The sequence below is a fragment of the Bacillus sp. REN16 genome (assembly GCF_020731355.1).
Taxonomy (GTDB): Bacteria; Bacillota; Bacilli; order Bacillales; family Bacillaceae_L; genus Ferdinandcohnia.
The window spans coordinates 45,407-61,597 of record NZ_JAJFZK010000009.1 but is presented as its reverse complement, the minus strand read 5'-3'; the positions used below and the strand labels follow the sequence as shown (position 1 = coordinate 61,597).

At 37.3% G+C, this 16,191-nt stretch carries 12 protein-coding genes and 1 other annotated feature (1 of these 13 running past the window's edge); of the genes, 5 read left to right on the top strand and 7 right to left on the bottom strand.

Translation table 11 applies throughout. From position 1 onward, the window contains the following. Positions 1–40 precede the first annotated feature (40 nt). Complete coding sequence (locus LKW28_RS13850; protein WP_229140967.1) at positions 41–613, bottom strand: class I SAM-dependent methyltransferase; 573 nt, start codon at positions 611–613, stop codon at positions 41–43. After that, on the bottom strand, positions 610–1,572 hold the full coding sequence (locus LKW28_RS13845; RefSeq protein ID WP_229140966.1) for a TIGR01212 family radical SAM protein: 963 nt from the start codon (positions 1,570–1,572) through the stop codon (positions 610–612). Before LKW28_RS13845 ends, LKW28_RS13850 begins: the two co-directional genes overlap by 4 nt. Before the next feature lie 246 nt (positions 1,573–1,818). Here LKW28_RS13845 and LKW28_RS13840 point away from each other — a divergent pair, with 246 nt between their 5' ends. From LKW28_RS13840 to LKW28_RS13820, 5 genes are all read left to right on the top strand, one after another. Beyond that, the gene (locus LKW28_RS13840; protein ID WP_229140965.1) at positions 1,819–2,103 is read left to right on the top strand and encodes a YtzC family protein; all 285 of its coding nucleotides are present in this window, start codon (positions 1,819–1,821) and stop codon (positions 2,101–2,103) included. An 11-nt stretch (positions 2,104–2,114) separates the two neighbouring features. Further along, positions 2,115–2,276 carry a glycogen biosynthesis protein GlgD gene (locus LKW28_RS13835; RefSeq protein ID WP_229140964.1) on the top strand — a complete coding sequence of 54 codons (162 nt, stop codon included), beginning with the start codon at positions 2,115–2,117 and terminating at the stop codon, positions 2,274–2,276. 249 nt (positions 2,277–2,525) lie between these two features. Beyond that, a complete protein-coding gene (pulA, locus tag LKW28_RS13830) occupies positions 2,526–8,714 on the top strand; it encodes a type I pullulanase (protein WP_229140963.1) in 6,189 nt (2,062 codons plus the stop codon). Positions 8,715–8,879: 165 nt separating this feature from the next. After that, on the top strand, positions 8,880–10,070 hold the full coding sequence (locus tag LKW28_RS13825; RefSeq protein ID WP_229140962.1) for an MDR family MFS transporter: 1,191 nt from the start codon (positions 8,880–8,882) through the stop codon (positions 10,068–10,070). 115 nt (positions 10,071–10,185) lie between these two features. After that, complete coding sequence (locus LKW28_RS13820) at positions 10,186–10,962, top strand: 3-hydroxybutyrate dehydrogenase (RefSeq protein ID WP_229140961.1); 777 nt, start codon at positions 10,186–10,188, stop codon at positions 10,960–10,962. Between the two features lie 22 nt (positions 10,963–10,984). On the opposite strand, the gene LKW28_RS13815 is transcribed toward LKW28_RS13820, so the two are convergent. Genes LKW28_RS13815 through LKW28_RS13795 form a run of 5 tightly spaced genes read right to left on the bottom strand, consistent with a single transcriptional unit; the run spans position 10,985 to position 15,605 of the window. Beyond that, a complete protein-coding gene (locus tag LKW28_RS13815; protein ID WP_229140960.1) occupies positions 10,985–11,701 on the bottom strand; it encodes an ABC transporter ATP-binding protein in 717 nt (238 codons plus the stop codon). A gap of 5 nt (positions 11,702–11,706) precedes the next feature. After that, complete coding sequence (locus LKW28_RS13810) at positions 11,707–12,657, bottom strand: ABC transporter permease (protein WP_229140959.1); 951 nt, start codon at positions 12,655–12,657, stop codon at positions 11,707–11,709. A gap of 23 nt (positions 12,658–12,680) precedes the next feature. Then, complete coding sequence (locus LKW28_RS13805; RefSeq protein WP_229140958.1) at positions 12,681–13,154, bottom strand: nitrous oxide reductase accessory protein NosL; 474 nt, start codon at positions 13,152–13,154, stop codon at positions 12,681–12,683. Beyond that, on the bottom strand, positions 13,144–14,508 hold the full coding sequence (locus LKW28_RS13800; protein ID WP_229140957.1) for a right-handed parallel beta-helix repeat-containing protein: 1,365 nt from the start codon (positions 14,506–14,508) through the stop codon (positions 13,144–13,146). Before LKW28_RS13800 ends, LKW28_RS13805 begins: the two co-directional genes overlap by 11 nt. Positions 14,509–14,543: 35 nt before the next feature. Further along, on the bottom strand, positions 14,544–15,605 hold the full coding sequence (locus LKW28_RS13795) for a multicopper oxidase domain-containing protein (protein WP_229140956.1): 1,062 nt from the start codon (positions 15,603–15,605) through the stop codon (positions 14,544–14,546). 415 nt (positions 15,606–16,020) lie between these two features. Then, positions 16,021–16,191, top strand: a binding site (T-box leader) (it continues 64 nt past the right edge of the window).

The following is a 16,191-nucleotide window of genomic DNA, read 5'->3' as shown; positions in this document are numbered from 1 at the left end:
AAGCAACGAAGTATGCGAGCGTTTTTCAACAGTCTGGTCTCTATCTTTTTTCAATGGCAATAATAAAAGGAGGATTGTTCATTTGATTCATAAATCGATACATTAAAACATGGGCACGGTTTTGATCAAGTGTTGAACAGTACTCTAACAATTGATCACGCTCAATGGCCCCTTCTTCATGTCCATGATACACAACAAGGACAATAACTCCTTCAGGTTTCATAAGAGATAGTAATTGTTCAATCGCATCAATTGTGGAATCGGGCTTTGTGACAATTTCCTTATTCCCTCCAGGAAGATATCCTAAATTAAAGACGGCACCTGAAATCTTGCCGTGTGCTTCAGTTGGAATTCTCGTTAAAAGTTGATTATGGCTCTCATGAATTAAGGTTACACGACCAAATAATTCTTGCTCTTTCAGACGAGTAGTCGTATTTTCAATGGCTTCTGTTTGGATATCAAATCCGAAAACATGTCCATTTTCTCCAACCAATGAAGCAAGCATTGCGGTATCATGCCCATTTCCAACCGTAGCATCAACGGCATAATCCCCTTCATTAATCGCAAGTTTGAGTAGATTTCGGGCAAATGGAAGGATTCGATCTAATATCATACGTTTTTTTGCATCCTTTTAACATATTTTCCTTGATAGCTGTCTCGGCGTTTCAGTTCGGCATCAATTGTATTTAGAACTTCCCACTTATTTACACTCCACATCGGTCCAACCATTAAGTCAATTGGACCATCCCCTGTGATACGATGAACAATCATTTCAGGGGGTAAAATTTCAAGCTGGTCACAAACTAATTGGACATAATCATCAAATGAGAGAAATTCCAATAGCCCTTTTTCATATTGCTTGACCATTGGAGTACCTTTTAACAAATGAAGCAAGTGAATTTTTATTCCTTGTACATCAAGTTTTGCAACCTCTTGAGCTGTTTCCATCATCATCTGTGGAGTTTCCTGTGGAAGTCCATTAATAATATGGGAGCAAATCCGAATATTGTGTTTGCGAAGCTTATTGACGCCATCGACATAGCATTGAAAGTCATGAGCACGATTGATAAGCTGGGCTGTTTTTTCATGAACGGTCTGCAAGCCAAGCTCAATCCAAAGATAGGTACGTTCATTAAGTTCGGCTAAGTATTCGACAACATCATCAGGAAGACAATCAGGTCTTGTTGCAATCGAAATGCCGACAACTCCTTCTTGGTTTAATACGGGCTCGAATCGTTCACGTAAGACATCAACAGGCGCATGTGTATTTGTGAAGGCTTGGAAATACGCCATGTATTTACCGTCTTTCCATTTTTCATGCATCTTATTTTTAATCGTATGGAACTGTGTGAGGATATCCTCTGTACGATTTCCGGCAAAATCACCTGATCCAGCTACACTGCAAAAGGTACAGCCGCCATGTGCAACCGTACCATCCCGATTCGGGCAGTCAAACCCTCCGTCAAGTGCAACCTTAAATACTTTATGTCCAAAAGTATTACGTAAATGGTAATTCCATGTATGGTATCTTTTATTATCGGTTGAATAAGGGAACGAATTAACCTGAGGCATTTTTTGCCCCTCCTAACTATGAAAAAATTCCTACATTAGATTTTAGCATGTGGGCATTCAAGAACTCAAATGAAAACTAGAACGATCAATAACTAATAACGCCGCTTTCTAATGTCTTGGTCTTACGCAACGCATCAGCCGTGCCTCATAAATTGGTAATAACTTTACTGAAAGAAGAAATCACGGATGAACACACTATAAAGGAGAAAGCTTTAGCTTCTCATTTCGAATGTAGGAGGGGGAAGAATGGCTACTCGACAATCCGTTGAGGCATTTTTGCAACGTTGTGAAGATACTCTTCGTAACGCCCAAGAACAAATTACCACGGCCAGAAGACAGGAAGCTTATAATGAAACGGAATATACGGATGCACAAATGCAATTGGAGGAAGTCACAAACGAATTGGCTAAGCTTGCGATGAGTTGTAATGGTCAGCAACGTGAGCAACTGCACCGAATGAGACTTCAATTGCAACAACTCCAAAATGATATGACGCTGGATGCGAATGTCATTGAACAGTATAAGATGTAGGGGATGAGGCTATGAAAAAGCGTTCAGATCAAAACAATCCCGAGCAAAAAACGAAAAACGGGATAAATAGCAATGATGTGGAATTCGGAAAGGATTTTGATCCTGTTAAAAAATCAAAGCAAAATTATCTTGAAAAGGGACAACCTATTAAATCTAAACAACGTCCTGAATAAGGATAAAGCGACAAGTGGTACTAATCCACTTGTCGTTTTTTGTTAGGTGGGTTTGATTAATCATAATTTTTTAAAAATACAACCTATTACTTATTGCAAATTAACTGAAAAAGATGTTATCCTTACTAAGTAATGACTAGTGCAAACGTTTGCGCATACATGTGTATCATAATCACATTCTAAGTATCTTTCATTTTTTACATATTTGTGCAAACGGTTTCACTATAATTGTAAAGGGAGGGGAAGCTAATGTTAAAAAAATCAAAAATGAAAACGTTATCTATGTTGATGATTTGCACACTTGTTTTGCAGTTGTTTTCAGGTGTTGTTTTACCTGCAACAGGAAATGCGGAATCTGTCAGTCCAGTAATCAATGGTGACGGAAGTGTTTCATTCAATTATGCAGGTCAGGGGGAAAAGGCATTATTTCTTATTGGTAATTTTACAAACAATTGGAACTTAAATGATGCAATTGAAATGAATGAGAAAGATGGTATTTTCTCTGTAACGGTCTATGATCTAAAACCGGGGGAGTATCAATATAAATTTGTAAAAAACAACCGTACCTGGGATGAATCTACAACTGACCCATTAAACCCAAATCAAAAGGATGGAAATTCTTTTTTTTCAATTACAATGCTTGAAAGTCCTATCATCAATGAAGATGGAACTGTCACATTTAATTACAATAAGACAGATGAAACTGCGGCATATGTAATTGGAAGCTTTAATGATTGGAATTTAGAAACAGCAGTAGAAATGACATTGAATGGAGACATTTTTTCTGCAACCCTTTCGGATTTGAAACCAGGGAGATATGAATATAAGTTTGTTTTAAATAACCGATCATGGGACCAATCAACTACTGACCCATTAAATAAACAATCAGCAAATGGTAACTCAGTCTTTACTATTGAATCACCGGAACCAACAAAAGTACAGTCTGCCCTTATGGATTCAACAACTGAGATGTTAGTAACTACAAATAAAGCATACGGAGAACAGCAGTTTACTGTCATTGATCAAGAAACTAATGAAAAAATTTCAACAACAAAACAAGTTATTGATGATTATAAAGTTATCCTAAAGGTAGCAGAGGATGAAGAAATTGATGTAAGAAAACAATATAAGGTTTCAATAGACGAAACTGAGGGAACACCTCTAATAATGCGTAATATACTAAATGACGACCACTTTTACTATGAAGGAGATGACTTAGGGTACACATTTACATCTGAAAAAACCAGTTTTAAATTATGGGCACCGACTGCAACTAAAGTAAGTCTAGCAATCTATGACAATGCTGGCACTTATAAAGGAGCATTCGTTACGGACCACACAGACGGCAAAGAAACTGAAATGAACCGTGCAGACAATGGTGTATGGTCAGTAGAAATTCCCCAAGATCTAAAGAATAAATTTTATATGTACAAACTAGAATTTTCAGATGGTACAGTGAATTATGCAGTCGATCCTTACGCAAGTGCTACTTCAGCAAATGGGCAGCGAGGAGCGATCGTTGATTTACGCAGTACAGATCCAACTGGATTTGATCCAAATGATAAACCGGCAATTGTTTCACCAAATGATGCAATTGTCTATGAATTACATGTAAGAGATTTCTCAATTGATGAACAATCAGGAATGAAGAACAAAGGAAAATACCTTGCGTTTACAGAGAAAGGGACAAAAGGACCTAATGGTGTGAAAACGGGTATAGATTCACTTAAGGAATTAGGTGTAAATTATGTTCATCTACTACCAACCTATGATTTTGGCTCAGTGAATGAATTAACAGTCGATGACCCTTCTTCTACAGAAGCTAAGTTTAACTGGGGGTATGATCCTGTTCATTTTAATGTACCGGAAGGCTCTTATTCTACTAATCCACAAGATCCAACAAATCGCATTAAAGAATATAAGCAAATGGTCCAAGCACTACACGAACAAGGAATCCGCGTTGTAATGGATGTTGTATATAATCATACTTATATGAATGAATCAACGCAGCTTAAAGGAAGTTCACCTTTTGACCTAATTATTCCCGGCTACTATTATCGTACGGATGATACAGGGAAAATTACGAATGGTTCTGGAACAGGAAACGAGGTTGCATCTGAAAGACCGATGGTGCGTAAGTATATTAAAGACTCCGTGCATTATTGGGCAACTGAATATGGAATTGATGGGTTCAGATTTGACTTAATGGGCTTAATTGATAAGCAAACAATGCAAGAAATAACAAAGGAACTAACAACTAAGGTCGACCCAAATATTTTAATTTATGGTGAGCCGTGGACAGGCGGTTCTACAAGTTTACCGGCAGCCCTTCAACATGTAAAGGGTACACAAAAAGACCAAGGGTATGCTGTTTTTAACGATCATATTCGTGGAGCAATTAAAGGTGATAGTGATGGTGCAGGGACAGGATTTGCTACTGGTGCAGCCGGTAAGGAAGCTGACATTATTAAAGGAGTACAGGGAGCAATTTATGACTTTACAAATCGTTCCTCGGAGACTATTAACTATGTTACGGCTCATGACAATTTGAATTTATGGGACAAATTAATGAGGGTAGCGGGTACAGATTCAAACCATACTAACCCCGACTATGACCCACATGCTGTTATCACAGAAGAAAACGTATTAGATAATGAATGGGTTAAACGTAGTCTTTTGGCAAATGGCATTGTGCTAACATCTCAAGGTATTCCGTTCCTCCATGCAGGAGAGGAGATGCTAAGAAGTAAATACGGTGTCCATAACAGCTATAAGAGCTCTGACTCAATTAATAAAATTCGTTGGGAATTAAAAGATGAATATCAATCAGTCTATAATTATTATAAAGGGTTAATTGACCTTAGAAAATCTCACTCTGCTTTTAGAATGGATGAAAAAGCAGATATTGAGAATCATTTAGAAGTTCTTAAAGAGAATGATAATGTTGTAGCCTATCAATTAAAAGATTACGCAAATAATGATACCTGGAAAAACATTGTCGTGATATATAATGCCAATAAGACTGCTCAGGAAGTAACCCTTCCAACAACGACTGAATGGAAGATTGTAGTTGATCACACAACTGCGGGAACAGAAACAATCCGCACGATTCATTCAAATAAAGTTTCTGTTGAAGGTCTATCAATGATGGTCGTATATGATGACGCTGAGGAGGCATACACTCCAGTTCCGACAACTATAGCAGTTAATCCAAGTTTCGTTGCAATTAATCCAAGTGATTCGAAAATGATCACTGCTTATGTAAGAGATCAAAAAGGTAGAATGATGCTAGGTGAAGAAATTGAATGGTCTTCATCTAATGATGAAATTGCTACTGTTGATAATGGCAAAATAGTTGGTATTGCAAAAGGGAAAGCAACAGTAACTGCAAAAGCAGGAAATAGTACAGCCGAAATCCAAGTTACAGTTGACAACTTAGTGCCAAATACGATTCAAATTTCTGGTTATGAGTCTGTATTTGAAACATATTCTACGCAGTTAACGTCACTAGTTAAGGACCAATATGGTCAGGATATGCTTGGTGCAAAGGTTGCTTGGTCATCCTCAGATCAAACAACTGCAAAAGTGGACAGTGCTGGTAAAGTAACTGGTGTTAAATCAGGCTTTGTAACAATTACAGCGAAGTCTGGAGGTGCAGTAGGAAAACATGACATGGAAATAAAAAAGAATGTAAAACGATATGTTCGAATTAAATATGTACGGCCAGAAGGTGATTTCAAAACGGAACAAGGTGATTGGAATCTATGGGTATGGAATACAGGTGTGAAAAATGATCAAATCGATTTTGAATCGATTGAAGGAGATACCGCAATTGCTAATGTTGAAATTGCACCTGAGACGGAATCGATTGGCTTTTTAGTCCGACGAGGTACAGATTGGAATACAGCAAAGATTTCACCAGATAGCGATGATCATACGATTAAAATGGATCGTCAAGCCATTTTGACTAAGGTAACAGTTTTAACAGGTGTTCCAGGGCAAACAATCGTTCCAAACGTGAAAGGACCTGTCTTAGAAAATGGAGATGTCACATTCTACTATAGAGACGAAGAGTTGTTTGCAACAGATGAAATGCATAAAATTGATGCTGTATCTGTCAAAATCAATGATAAAGAATATCCGATGGAGTATAGTGAACAAAATGAGTATTTCTCTTATAAATTAGAAAATATTCCTGAAGGTACACATGAATATAGCTTCTTAATAACAAAGGATGGGGAAACTGTAGAAGTGACTGACCCTAAGAATACCAAAAATGGGAAATCAACAATAACGTATAATCGTCCAAATGTAACAATAGAAGCTTCGGTGTCACCTAATGAGATTACCTATGATGAGAGTACTGTTCTTACAGCCAAGGCAACATCAGAGGAAGGCGTTACAATACGTGAACTTTCTGTTAATCTTTCACCTTTAGGCGGTAAGGAAAAGGCTGTGATTGATCCATCCGTGGGAGCAGTAAGTTTTTCTGTTGATGAATCAGTAACAGCTGGGGAAAAGGAAATTGTTATCACAGCGATTGATGAGTATGGAAATACGCATACAAAAACAGTTACACTTACAGTGAAACCGGAACAAATAGTAGGCGACAAACTAGACTTTGATTGGGATGAAGCGCGTATTTATTTCCTTTTAACTGACCGTTTTAAAGATGGAGATCCATCAAATAATGGTGGAGAAGAGTATGATCCAAATCATGCAGAAGCATATCATGGTGGTGACTTCCAAGGAATCATTGATAAGTTAGATTATATAGAAGACCTAGGAATCAACACAATTTGGATTACACCAATTGTAGATAATATTGATTTTAATAAAGGGTTGGACTTTACAACCGTGGATGGACTTAAAGCTAAGCAGTATGGCTATCATGGTTATTGGGCAAAGGATTTCACTAAGCTTGATGAACATTTGGGTGATATAAAAACATTCCAAAAGCTCATTGAAAAAGCGCATGATCGTGGAATCAAGATTATGCTTGATGTTGTTGTAAATCATGCGGGCTATGGGATGAACGGTGAATTTAATGAGGCCTGGAAGGCTGATTCTTCAAACCTGCCAACTGAAGAAGAAATAGCGAAATTTGATGGTATGTTCAGAACCGTTGATGAAGATCCAACTGTAAGGGGAGAGCTTGATCATCTTCCTGACCTTAAGACTGAGGATTCAGAAGTTCGGAAGCAAATTATTGAATGGCAAACGGCATGGTTAGAAAGAGCGAGAACAGACCGTGGAGATACAATTGACTTCTTCCGTATTGACACTGTAAAGCATGTAGAACCAGCGACATGGCAGGCACTTAAAAATGAGATTACAAAGATAGACCCTAATTTTAAGATGATTGGTGAATTATGGGGCGCAAGTGTTATTGACGATGGTGGGTACTTAGGTACTGGACAAATGGATTCACTTTTAGACTTTGATTTTAAGGAAAAGGCAAAGTCATTCGTGGATGGAAACATTGATAGTGTTGAAGAATACCTACAAAATCGTAATAATCAACTTTCAAATACAGCAACATTAGGTCAATTTCTAAGCAGTCATGACCAAAATGGGTTCTTATCAGAGTATGTAAACGGTGATGTTGGTAAATTAAAAGTGGCATCTGCACTGCAAATTACATCTAAAGGTCAACCTGTTATTTACTACGGTGAGGAACTAGGGAAATCAGGAAAATCTGATTGGGAAAAAGATGGAGAAACGGTAGTTGCATTTGGACAAAATCGTGGCGATATGCCATGGGAGTTGCTAGATAATAATGATCCAACAGCAACTGCTTTACACAAACACTATTCGACATTGCTAAATATTCGTAAAGATTACTCATTAGTATTCTCAAAGGGCAGTCGCGAGAAAATAGCAGGCGGTGACGCTGATCAGTATTTGGTATTTGCCAGAGAATATCAAGATGAGAGACTAGTAGTAGGTCTAAATACAACATCAAAGAGCAAACAGGTAACATTTACAGTCAATTTCGAGCCAAACACGGTATTAACTGACTTGTATAATAATAAAGAGATTATTGTTGATGAGAACAAGCAAGTACATGTTGACATACCTTCTAAGGATGATGGCGGTGCTGTTATCCTGGCATTGGTTCAGGATGACCCAGGTGAAAATCCGGGTGAAGAGCCAGGAAAAGATCCCGGAAAAGATCCAGGGAAAGATCCTGGAAAAGAACCTGGGAAAGATCCCGGAAAAGATCCGAGTGACGCCCCTGGAAAAAATCCAAGTCAAAACCCAGGAGATAAGCCAGGTAACTCTGATGTGACAAATCCTAAAACTGGGAAGAATGGCTCTAAACTCCCTGCAACGGCAAATGATTTTTATAATTGGTTAGCAGTAGGTGCAGCGTTAATTCTATTTGGTGTAGTGTTTATTGTTTTACAAAAGCGAAGACAAGTTATGAGGAAATAATAGAAAGAAAGGGTGATACCTCGTGCGGAGATATCACCCTTTCCATTTTTCTATGCATTTATACTCGTCCACTTTTCGGAATACTTTTTTAAATTGATTAAATGTGCAGCAGGGAATAGAATTGTTTTGATATGGATTTAAAAAGTAAAAAAGGAGGTGCCCGTAATGCCGAGAACGCTTTGGATGATCATCATTGGAATGGTTATTAATGTCACTGGTTCATCATTTTTATGGCCGTTAAATGCCATTTATATTCATGGACATTTAGGAAAATCTTTATCTGTTGCAGGTCTTATATTAATGGTGAATGCGGGTGCAACCGTTATTGGGAATTTAGTGGGCGGCGCCCTTTTCGATAAAATTGGCGGCTACAAATCAATCCTGACAGGAATCCTCATTTCATTAGTGGCACTTACAGGATTGACCTTCTATCATGGCTGGCCACATTATGTTATCTTCCTTACAATCATTGGTCTGGGCACTGGAATGGTGTTTCCAGCCATGTTCGCGATGGCAGGTGCTGTATGGCCAGAGGGTGGAAGAAGGTCATTTAATGCTGTTTATGTCGCGCAGAACCTTGGTGTAGCGATAGGCTCAGGCCTAGGTGGATTTGTTGCTTCATATTCATTTGATTATATATTTATGGCGAATACATTCATGTATGTCTTGTTCTTCCTAGTGGCATTATTCGGTTATCGTGGCATTCATGCGGAAAAAGGAACACAAACAAGCATGCTTGATCAATCTAAAACCGTAAAAAATCGTTCAAAATTGACTGCATTATTCATTCTTTGTATCGGATATGTTTTGTGTTGGGTTGCCTATGTACAGTGGCAGGCTACGATTTCAAGCTATACACAGGACATCGGAATTACATTAAAACAATATAGCCTATTATGGACAGTGAATGGTGGCTTAATTGTTCTCGGACAGCCTTTACTGAACATGGCGGTGAAATATTTTGCTAAATCCTTGAAAAAACAAATTATCATTGGAATCCTTATATTTATTTGTTCTTTTCTCATTGTGTCGACAGCAGGATCATTTAGGGGATTTTTAGTGGCTATGATTATTTTAACAGTTGGTGAAATGTTTGTTTGGCCAGCTGTTCCAACGATTGCAAATGATCTCGCGCCTAAAGGAAGAGAAGGTTTTTATCAAGGAATCGTTAACAGTACTGCAACAGGAGGCAGAATGATTGGACCAGTACTCGGTGGATTACTCGTTGATTTATGGGGAATGAGCATGTTATTTACAGTCCTAGCCGTGCTATTAATCGTCTCCATTTTTACAACTGTCATCTATGATAAAAAACTAAAAGAAAAAAGCAATATCGTACTAAGTGCGAAGGCCTGATACCCAGTTTGTGGATCGGGTCTTCTTTTTTTTATCCTCTTTAATGAACCTCTATACAGATGGTATGATGAAAGATATTAGTAGGTATTGAAAACAATTGAAAAAGGAGGAATCTATGGTTACAAATCAGGTAATCTTAATTACTGGCGCAGCACGTGGAATCGGATTTGAAATTGGAAAAAGTTTCGCAGAAAATGGCGGACGTGTGGTGTTAACGGATATGGATGAAGCTGGAGTGAAAAATGCGGCATTCAAGCTCCAACAATCTGGTTATGAAGCAATTGGCTTAAAATGTAATGTCACAAATGAGAATGAAATAATTGATGTGATTCACCAAACTGTTTCAACATACGGAAAAATTGATTGCTTAATTAATAATGCGGGGCTGCAGCATGTGTCTCCAATTGAAGATTTTCCAAAGGAAAAGTATGAACTGTTATTATCCGTTATGCTCACCGCTCCATTTATTACAATCAAACATGTGTTTCCGATAATGAAACAGCAGAAATTTGGCCGGATTATTAATATGGCATCGATTAATGGTTTGATTGGTTTTGCTGGAAAAGCAGCATATAACAGTGCAAAGCATGGTGTCATAGGTTTAACGAAGGTTGCAGCATTAGAGGGAGCAGAACATGGAATTACGGTAAATGCAGTGTGTCCCGGATATGTCGATACCCCGCTTGTTAGAAACCAGTTAGCAGATTTAGCGAAGACGAGAAATGTTGGTTTGGAGAAGGTTTTAGAAGAGGTAATTTATCCGCTTGTGCCGCAAAAACGCCTGTTAGCTGTTGATGAGATTGCGAATTACGCTCTATTTTTAGCTAGTGAGCATGCAAAGGGAATTACAGGTCAGGCCTGTGTGATTGATGGGGGGTACACTGCTCAATAATATAAACACAAAACTACCGGATTCAAATGGATACCGGTAGTTTTGTATTTTGTTCATGAAGCAATAGAAAGATTTCCTCAAGACTTTTACATTCAAAATGCTCATATAGCTCATCGGGGTTTCCTTTTCCACATATTTTTCCTTTGAAAATTAGCAGGATCTCATCCGCAATATCAACAATGTCTCTCATAATATGACTGCTTAGTATAACTGTCTTGCCTTCTTGCTTGAGATCATTTATGATTTTTTTGAAAATTATAACCCAATAGGGGTCCAAACCATTGGTCGGCTCATCCAATATATAAATATCTGCATCAGCAAGTAAACACTGGGCAAGATTAACCCGTTGTGACATCCCTTTTGAAAAGGATCCTACTTTCTGATTTCGTTCGTTCCAGAGACCCACTATTTTTATGACTTCGTGTATTTTTTCTTTTGTTGAACCTAAGAAACTTCCATAATAGCTTAAAATCTCAATGGGTGTTTGTTCTTTCGGAAATACCATTTGGTCTGGCATATATCCAAAGTTTTTCTTTTTGGTTGTATGATAAGTGATTTTTCCGGTAGACGGTTTCTCAATTCCTGTTAGCATTTTGATAATCGTACTTTTACCAGCACCATTACCTCCACATAAAACGATACAATCTCCTTTTTTTACATCAAAACTTGATTCCTGAAGAACTTGTTTCTTTTTATATGATTTTGAAATATCGCGAACATCAAGAATAGCTGTATTCACTTAAATCATCCCTTCCTTTTCATAATTTGATTAGAAAAGAGAATGTTAAGCCCTAAAATAATAAAGATTGAAAGTACCAGATAAAGGGTTAAATGATTTGCAGTATTTCCATCCTGTAATATTAAATATTCGGGTCCAAAGACGTAGCCAGCTTGTAAACGGCTGATCGCCCAGATACGAATTGATTCAATTGGATTGACCAAGATTAATGCGAGTAACCCTTTTAGTTTATAAGCATAAGGAATCAAGTCAATCACTGAAAAAATGAGAAACTCATAAATAAATAGGACAAAGCTCCAAAAAAAGAATGAAAATGACAAGCCCTGCATTCTTGTTGAACTCAATGAGCCAATAACAAGTGATGCCCCAGTAAAGACTAGGATTACCAAGAGATGTAAAACGATAAACATGGAATAAATATTTGCTTCAAACGAATGTCCAGTGATAGCTAAAATGAGTCCTCCGATTCCGTAAGAAAGTCCAAGTGAGACGGTTAGAGAAACAGCTAAAGCAACAAATTTACTAATTAGATAGTGAGTATATGGAATCTGATAGGTCTTATAGAGGGCTAGTCTGCTGTTCTCCTTATCCGAAACGATCGATGTGACACCTAGAATTAAACAAATGATAGGTAAAATCCATAATGCTAAATTCATTAGCATTGCAATCGCACGATTGTAGCCAGCTTGAATATCTTCGTTGGCGATGTCTTTTTCAATCGGTTTAAGACCAAAATAAGATGGATCCATTCCTCGTCCAGGCTTCGCAATTGTATTCGATACCCCATCAATACCATAGGTAACCTCGGTAGGATTAGTACTTAGAGACTGGATACCATAGAAATAGAGTAATGATGCAAGGAGCATAAATAGAACAGTAAAACTAAGCAACCATTTACTTCTTACTAATAGAATGAGCTCGTATTTTATCATTTTTGGAAGAACAGTTATCTTCATTCGCTTTACCTCCTATTCCTCCATTAATGATGATGTGATTCGTTCATATTCTTCTTAAAGCTTTTCACATCTTGTTGTAAGAGTTGGTCTGTTGAATACAGATCTCCACCATTTTTCTCTTGCCATTCTTTTGCAGCTGATTCAGATGAGAATGCGATTAATCCATAGCTCATTGGCGTTACATTTTCTGAAGACTGAACAAAAAAAGCCGTATCTAATTCAATCCATTCTTTCGTATCATGATCGTGCACATATCCTATTTTGATTTGATCTTTATTTTCCTGAAAATAGGTCATCATACAACCGATGTCATCAAATTTATTTGGTGTACCATCTGTATCTATTGTCTGTGCAGATGCTTGCTCATCCTGGATTCCCATGCTACAAGTAAAACAGGAATCAACATTAACGTTGATCTTTGCTGGCTCAAAATGATCATTTCCACATGCTCCTAATATAAAAATCAATAATATTGTAATAAGTATCTTAAACTTCATCCTTGCCCCTCCTTGTTTTCCATAGGATGAAACCACTACCCGATACAAAAAATACAAGTAAAAAAATTTGAAAAGAGTGATGGTCTTTCTTATTCTCTTCATTAGATTCAGCTGGGTCTGTATTCCCTAATGAAATCGGTGCTGCTTTGATAAGTGGATGTTCATCAACAATGAAATGTTTTGTTGGTATTGGTGTAAATGCTTCAATTTGATTCCATAAGTAAACGGCTGGACTTTGGAAGAAAATTTGTAAAAGTGGTTCATCTGCTGTCATATTGAAGAAAATATCTCCACCCTTATAAGGAAAATCAATAAATGAATCTTCATCTAAATTGATCATACGTTGGTCATCCCAATAGTTTCCATATCCGTCTTTGGTAAATAAATTCATGTTTTCCGGTCTTGAAATTACTTGTTTTGTATTTTTAATAAAATTATTTAATGATATAACATTATTGGTTGTATCCTTTGCAAGATCAAAGCCAATGTCATTTTGGATGAAAGCATTAAATTCAACGATGTTTCGTTTTGCATTTTCAAAATAGATTCCTTTAAAATTCTCTTTCACCACATTTGCTTTAATGACTGAGTCAAACGTGTCAAAGATAAACATGCCAGCACCATCAATTGTCGTATTTGAATGTAAATAATTTTCTGTAATATATAATTCATCACTTTGCATAATCATTAAGCCATTATGACTGTTATTGATCTCATTTTTTGCAATTGTAACCGTTTTTGAATCCATCGTGTGGATGCCATATCTAGCATGTTCAATTAGATTGTTGCTGACGGCACAGTAATCTGAGAAAGATACATAAATGCCATCTTGTAAATGATGAAAATAGTTACCACTAATTCTTGTATATGGAGCATCTACTAGATAGACTCCAAATCCTTTATTGTTTTCTACACCCTCAACACTTGTGATCTCATTATTTTCAATTACATTACCGTAGCCATCTTTAATATAAACTCCATGAAACACGTTTTTTATAATGTTATTGGTGATTTGTGCGTGGTTTGTTTTTATATATATTCCCGCATTTTGAGAGCCACCGCCCTCGATTTGGAGGTTTTCAATTGTGACATTTTCCGCTTCAATTGTTATGGGGTATCCACTTGTTGGCCCGTTTATTATGGCTCCGGGTTTCCCCCGTAGTATGATAGATTTATTGATAACAAACGCATCTTCATAGGTTCCTTCTTCTAGAATAATCGTATCTCCAGGCTGTGATAACTGAATCGCATCCTTTAGCTCAAGGGAAGAAGTAACGATTCGTTCATTTGCCCAAACATCATTTTGCCCCAATAACAAGAAGAAAAGGAGAAAGAATAGTACTTTTCTCCTCATTATGATCACCCCATTAAACAAGGATTCTTTTTTTTCTAGTGTCCTCCGACTGCACTGCCGTCATCTTTTCCATCTGCCGTTACCTTAATATTACCAACTGCTCCTTTTGTTGCATGGTTAAATTGGTGAGTAACGAAAGGGTATGTTCCTTCTTTTGTTACAGTAAATTCAACAACTACTCCGCCGCTTGCAGGAAGCATCACAGTTTGCAGGCCTTGCATATGATTGTAGGGGTTACCGTCGATGTACACATCGTCAAATATAGTTCCTATCACATGGAATGAGCTAACTTCATTTGGCCCGACATTGTTTACATAAAGTCTTATACGGTCACCGACTTTAGCAAGTAATGGCTCATCCTTTAGGGTGAAGGTATCTCCATTTGTATTTCTGTCCCCTTCTTTAAGAGCTTTTGTAGAGAATACGACTTGGCTAGGTACTCCGTTCGTCATGTCATCTAGATCATTGTATTTATACCATTCGTTTTGTATAATAACGAATTCTCTGTCGATCTCATTGTCATTTGGATACCCATTTTTTGGTTTTACAATAATTGTTCCATGCATACCGTTCGCAATATGCGTAAGAACTGGTGGTGTAGCACAGTGATACATGAATACTCCTGGCTTGTTTGCTGGATATGTGAATGTTCCAGTTTCGTTAGGCATTACATCAATGAAATCCTTTGAAGGTGCTGCATGTACTGCATGAAAGTCCATGCTGTGTGGGATTGCAGGATCCATATTTTTCATTGTAAAGTTAATAGTGTCTCCTTCATTTACTATGATAAGTGGCCCAGGTGCTTCACCATTAAAGGTCCAAGCCTTGTAAATGAAACCTTTGTCAATTTCAATATCTGTGATTTGAGATGTCATTTCAACGTTTACTTCATTTTCTGATATTCTTTCAATTTTTAAAGGTACAGGCTCTTGGTTAAGGTCTTTGTGCGGTGCAATGACTTCACCACTGTTTGACTCTGCTGGTGCTGTTTGAGTCTCTACTTTTTTCTCAGATACTTTTTCTTGACTTCCACATCCAGATAAAACGATTGAAGTTCCAACTAATGAAGCAATTAGCAATTTGATTTTTTTGTTCATGAATATTACCCCCTTGGATAATTTTTTAATTACTTTCTACACCTTCATCATATTCGGGGGGAGGTACTACAAACGTGATATAAATCACGTTTTTCAGCATAATCTGTGTATACTTTGTGAAATGGTGAGCATATTAACATGGTTTCAATAGTGATAAGGGTTTAAACGCTTTCTAAGCGATGTTTTTGGTCAAAAATTTGCCATAATGTTGGCCGGTTTTTCCTGAAGAATGTTTGTCTTTAATGAATCATTCTTTAGACATTAGAAGGGTATGCTAGCTAATCCAGAAAAAATTAACTTCAATTGTATAGAGTAAGCTAATGCGGGAATAATGGTGGAGGAAAAGCCCAATTTTTCCTATTTTACTTGCAGTTCTTTCACAAATTCTATACAATACTGAATATAATCAATAAAAAGTGAAGCGATGAGAAGGAATAGTAATGTTCTATATACGTTTTAGAGAGTTGACGGGTGGTGCAAGTCAATCGTTGATGAACATGAACTCGCCTTTGAGCAATAAGCATGAAATGCTAAGCAGCAAATTAGTGCTTATCGTCTGGTCCGCGTTAAGGATGAATGAAGTGAG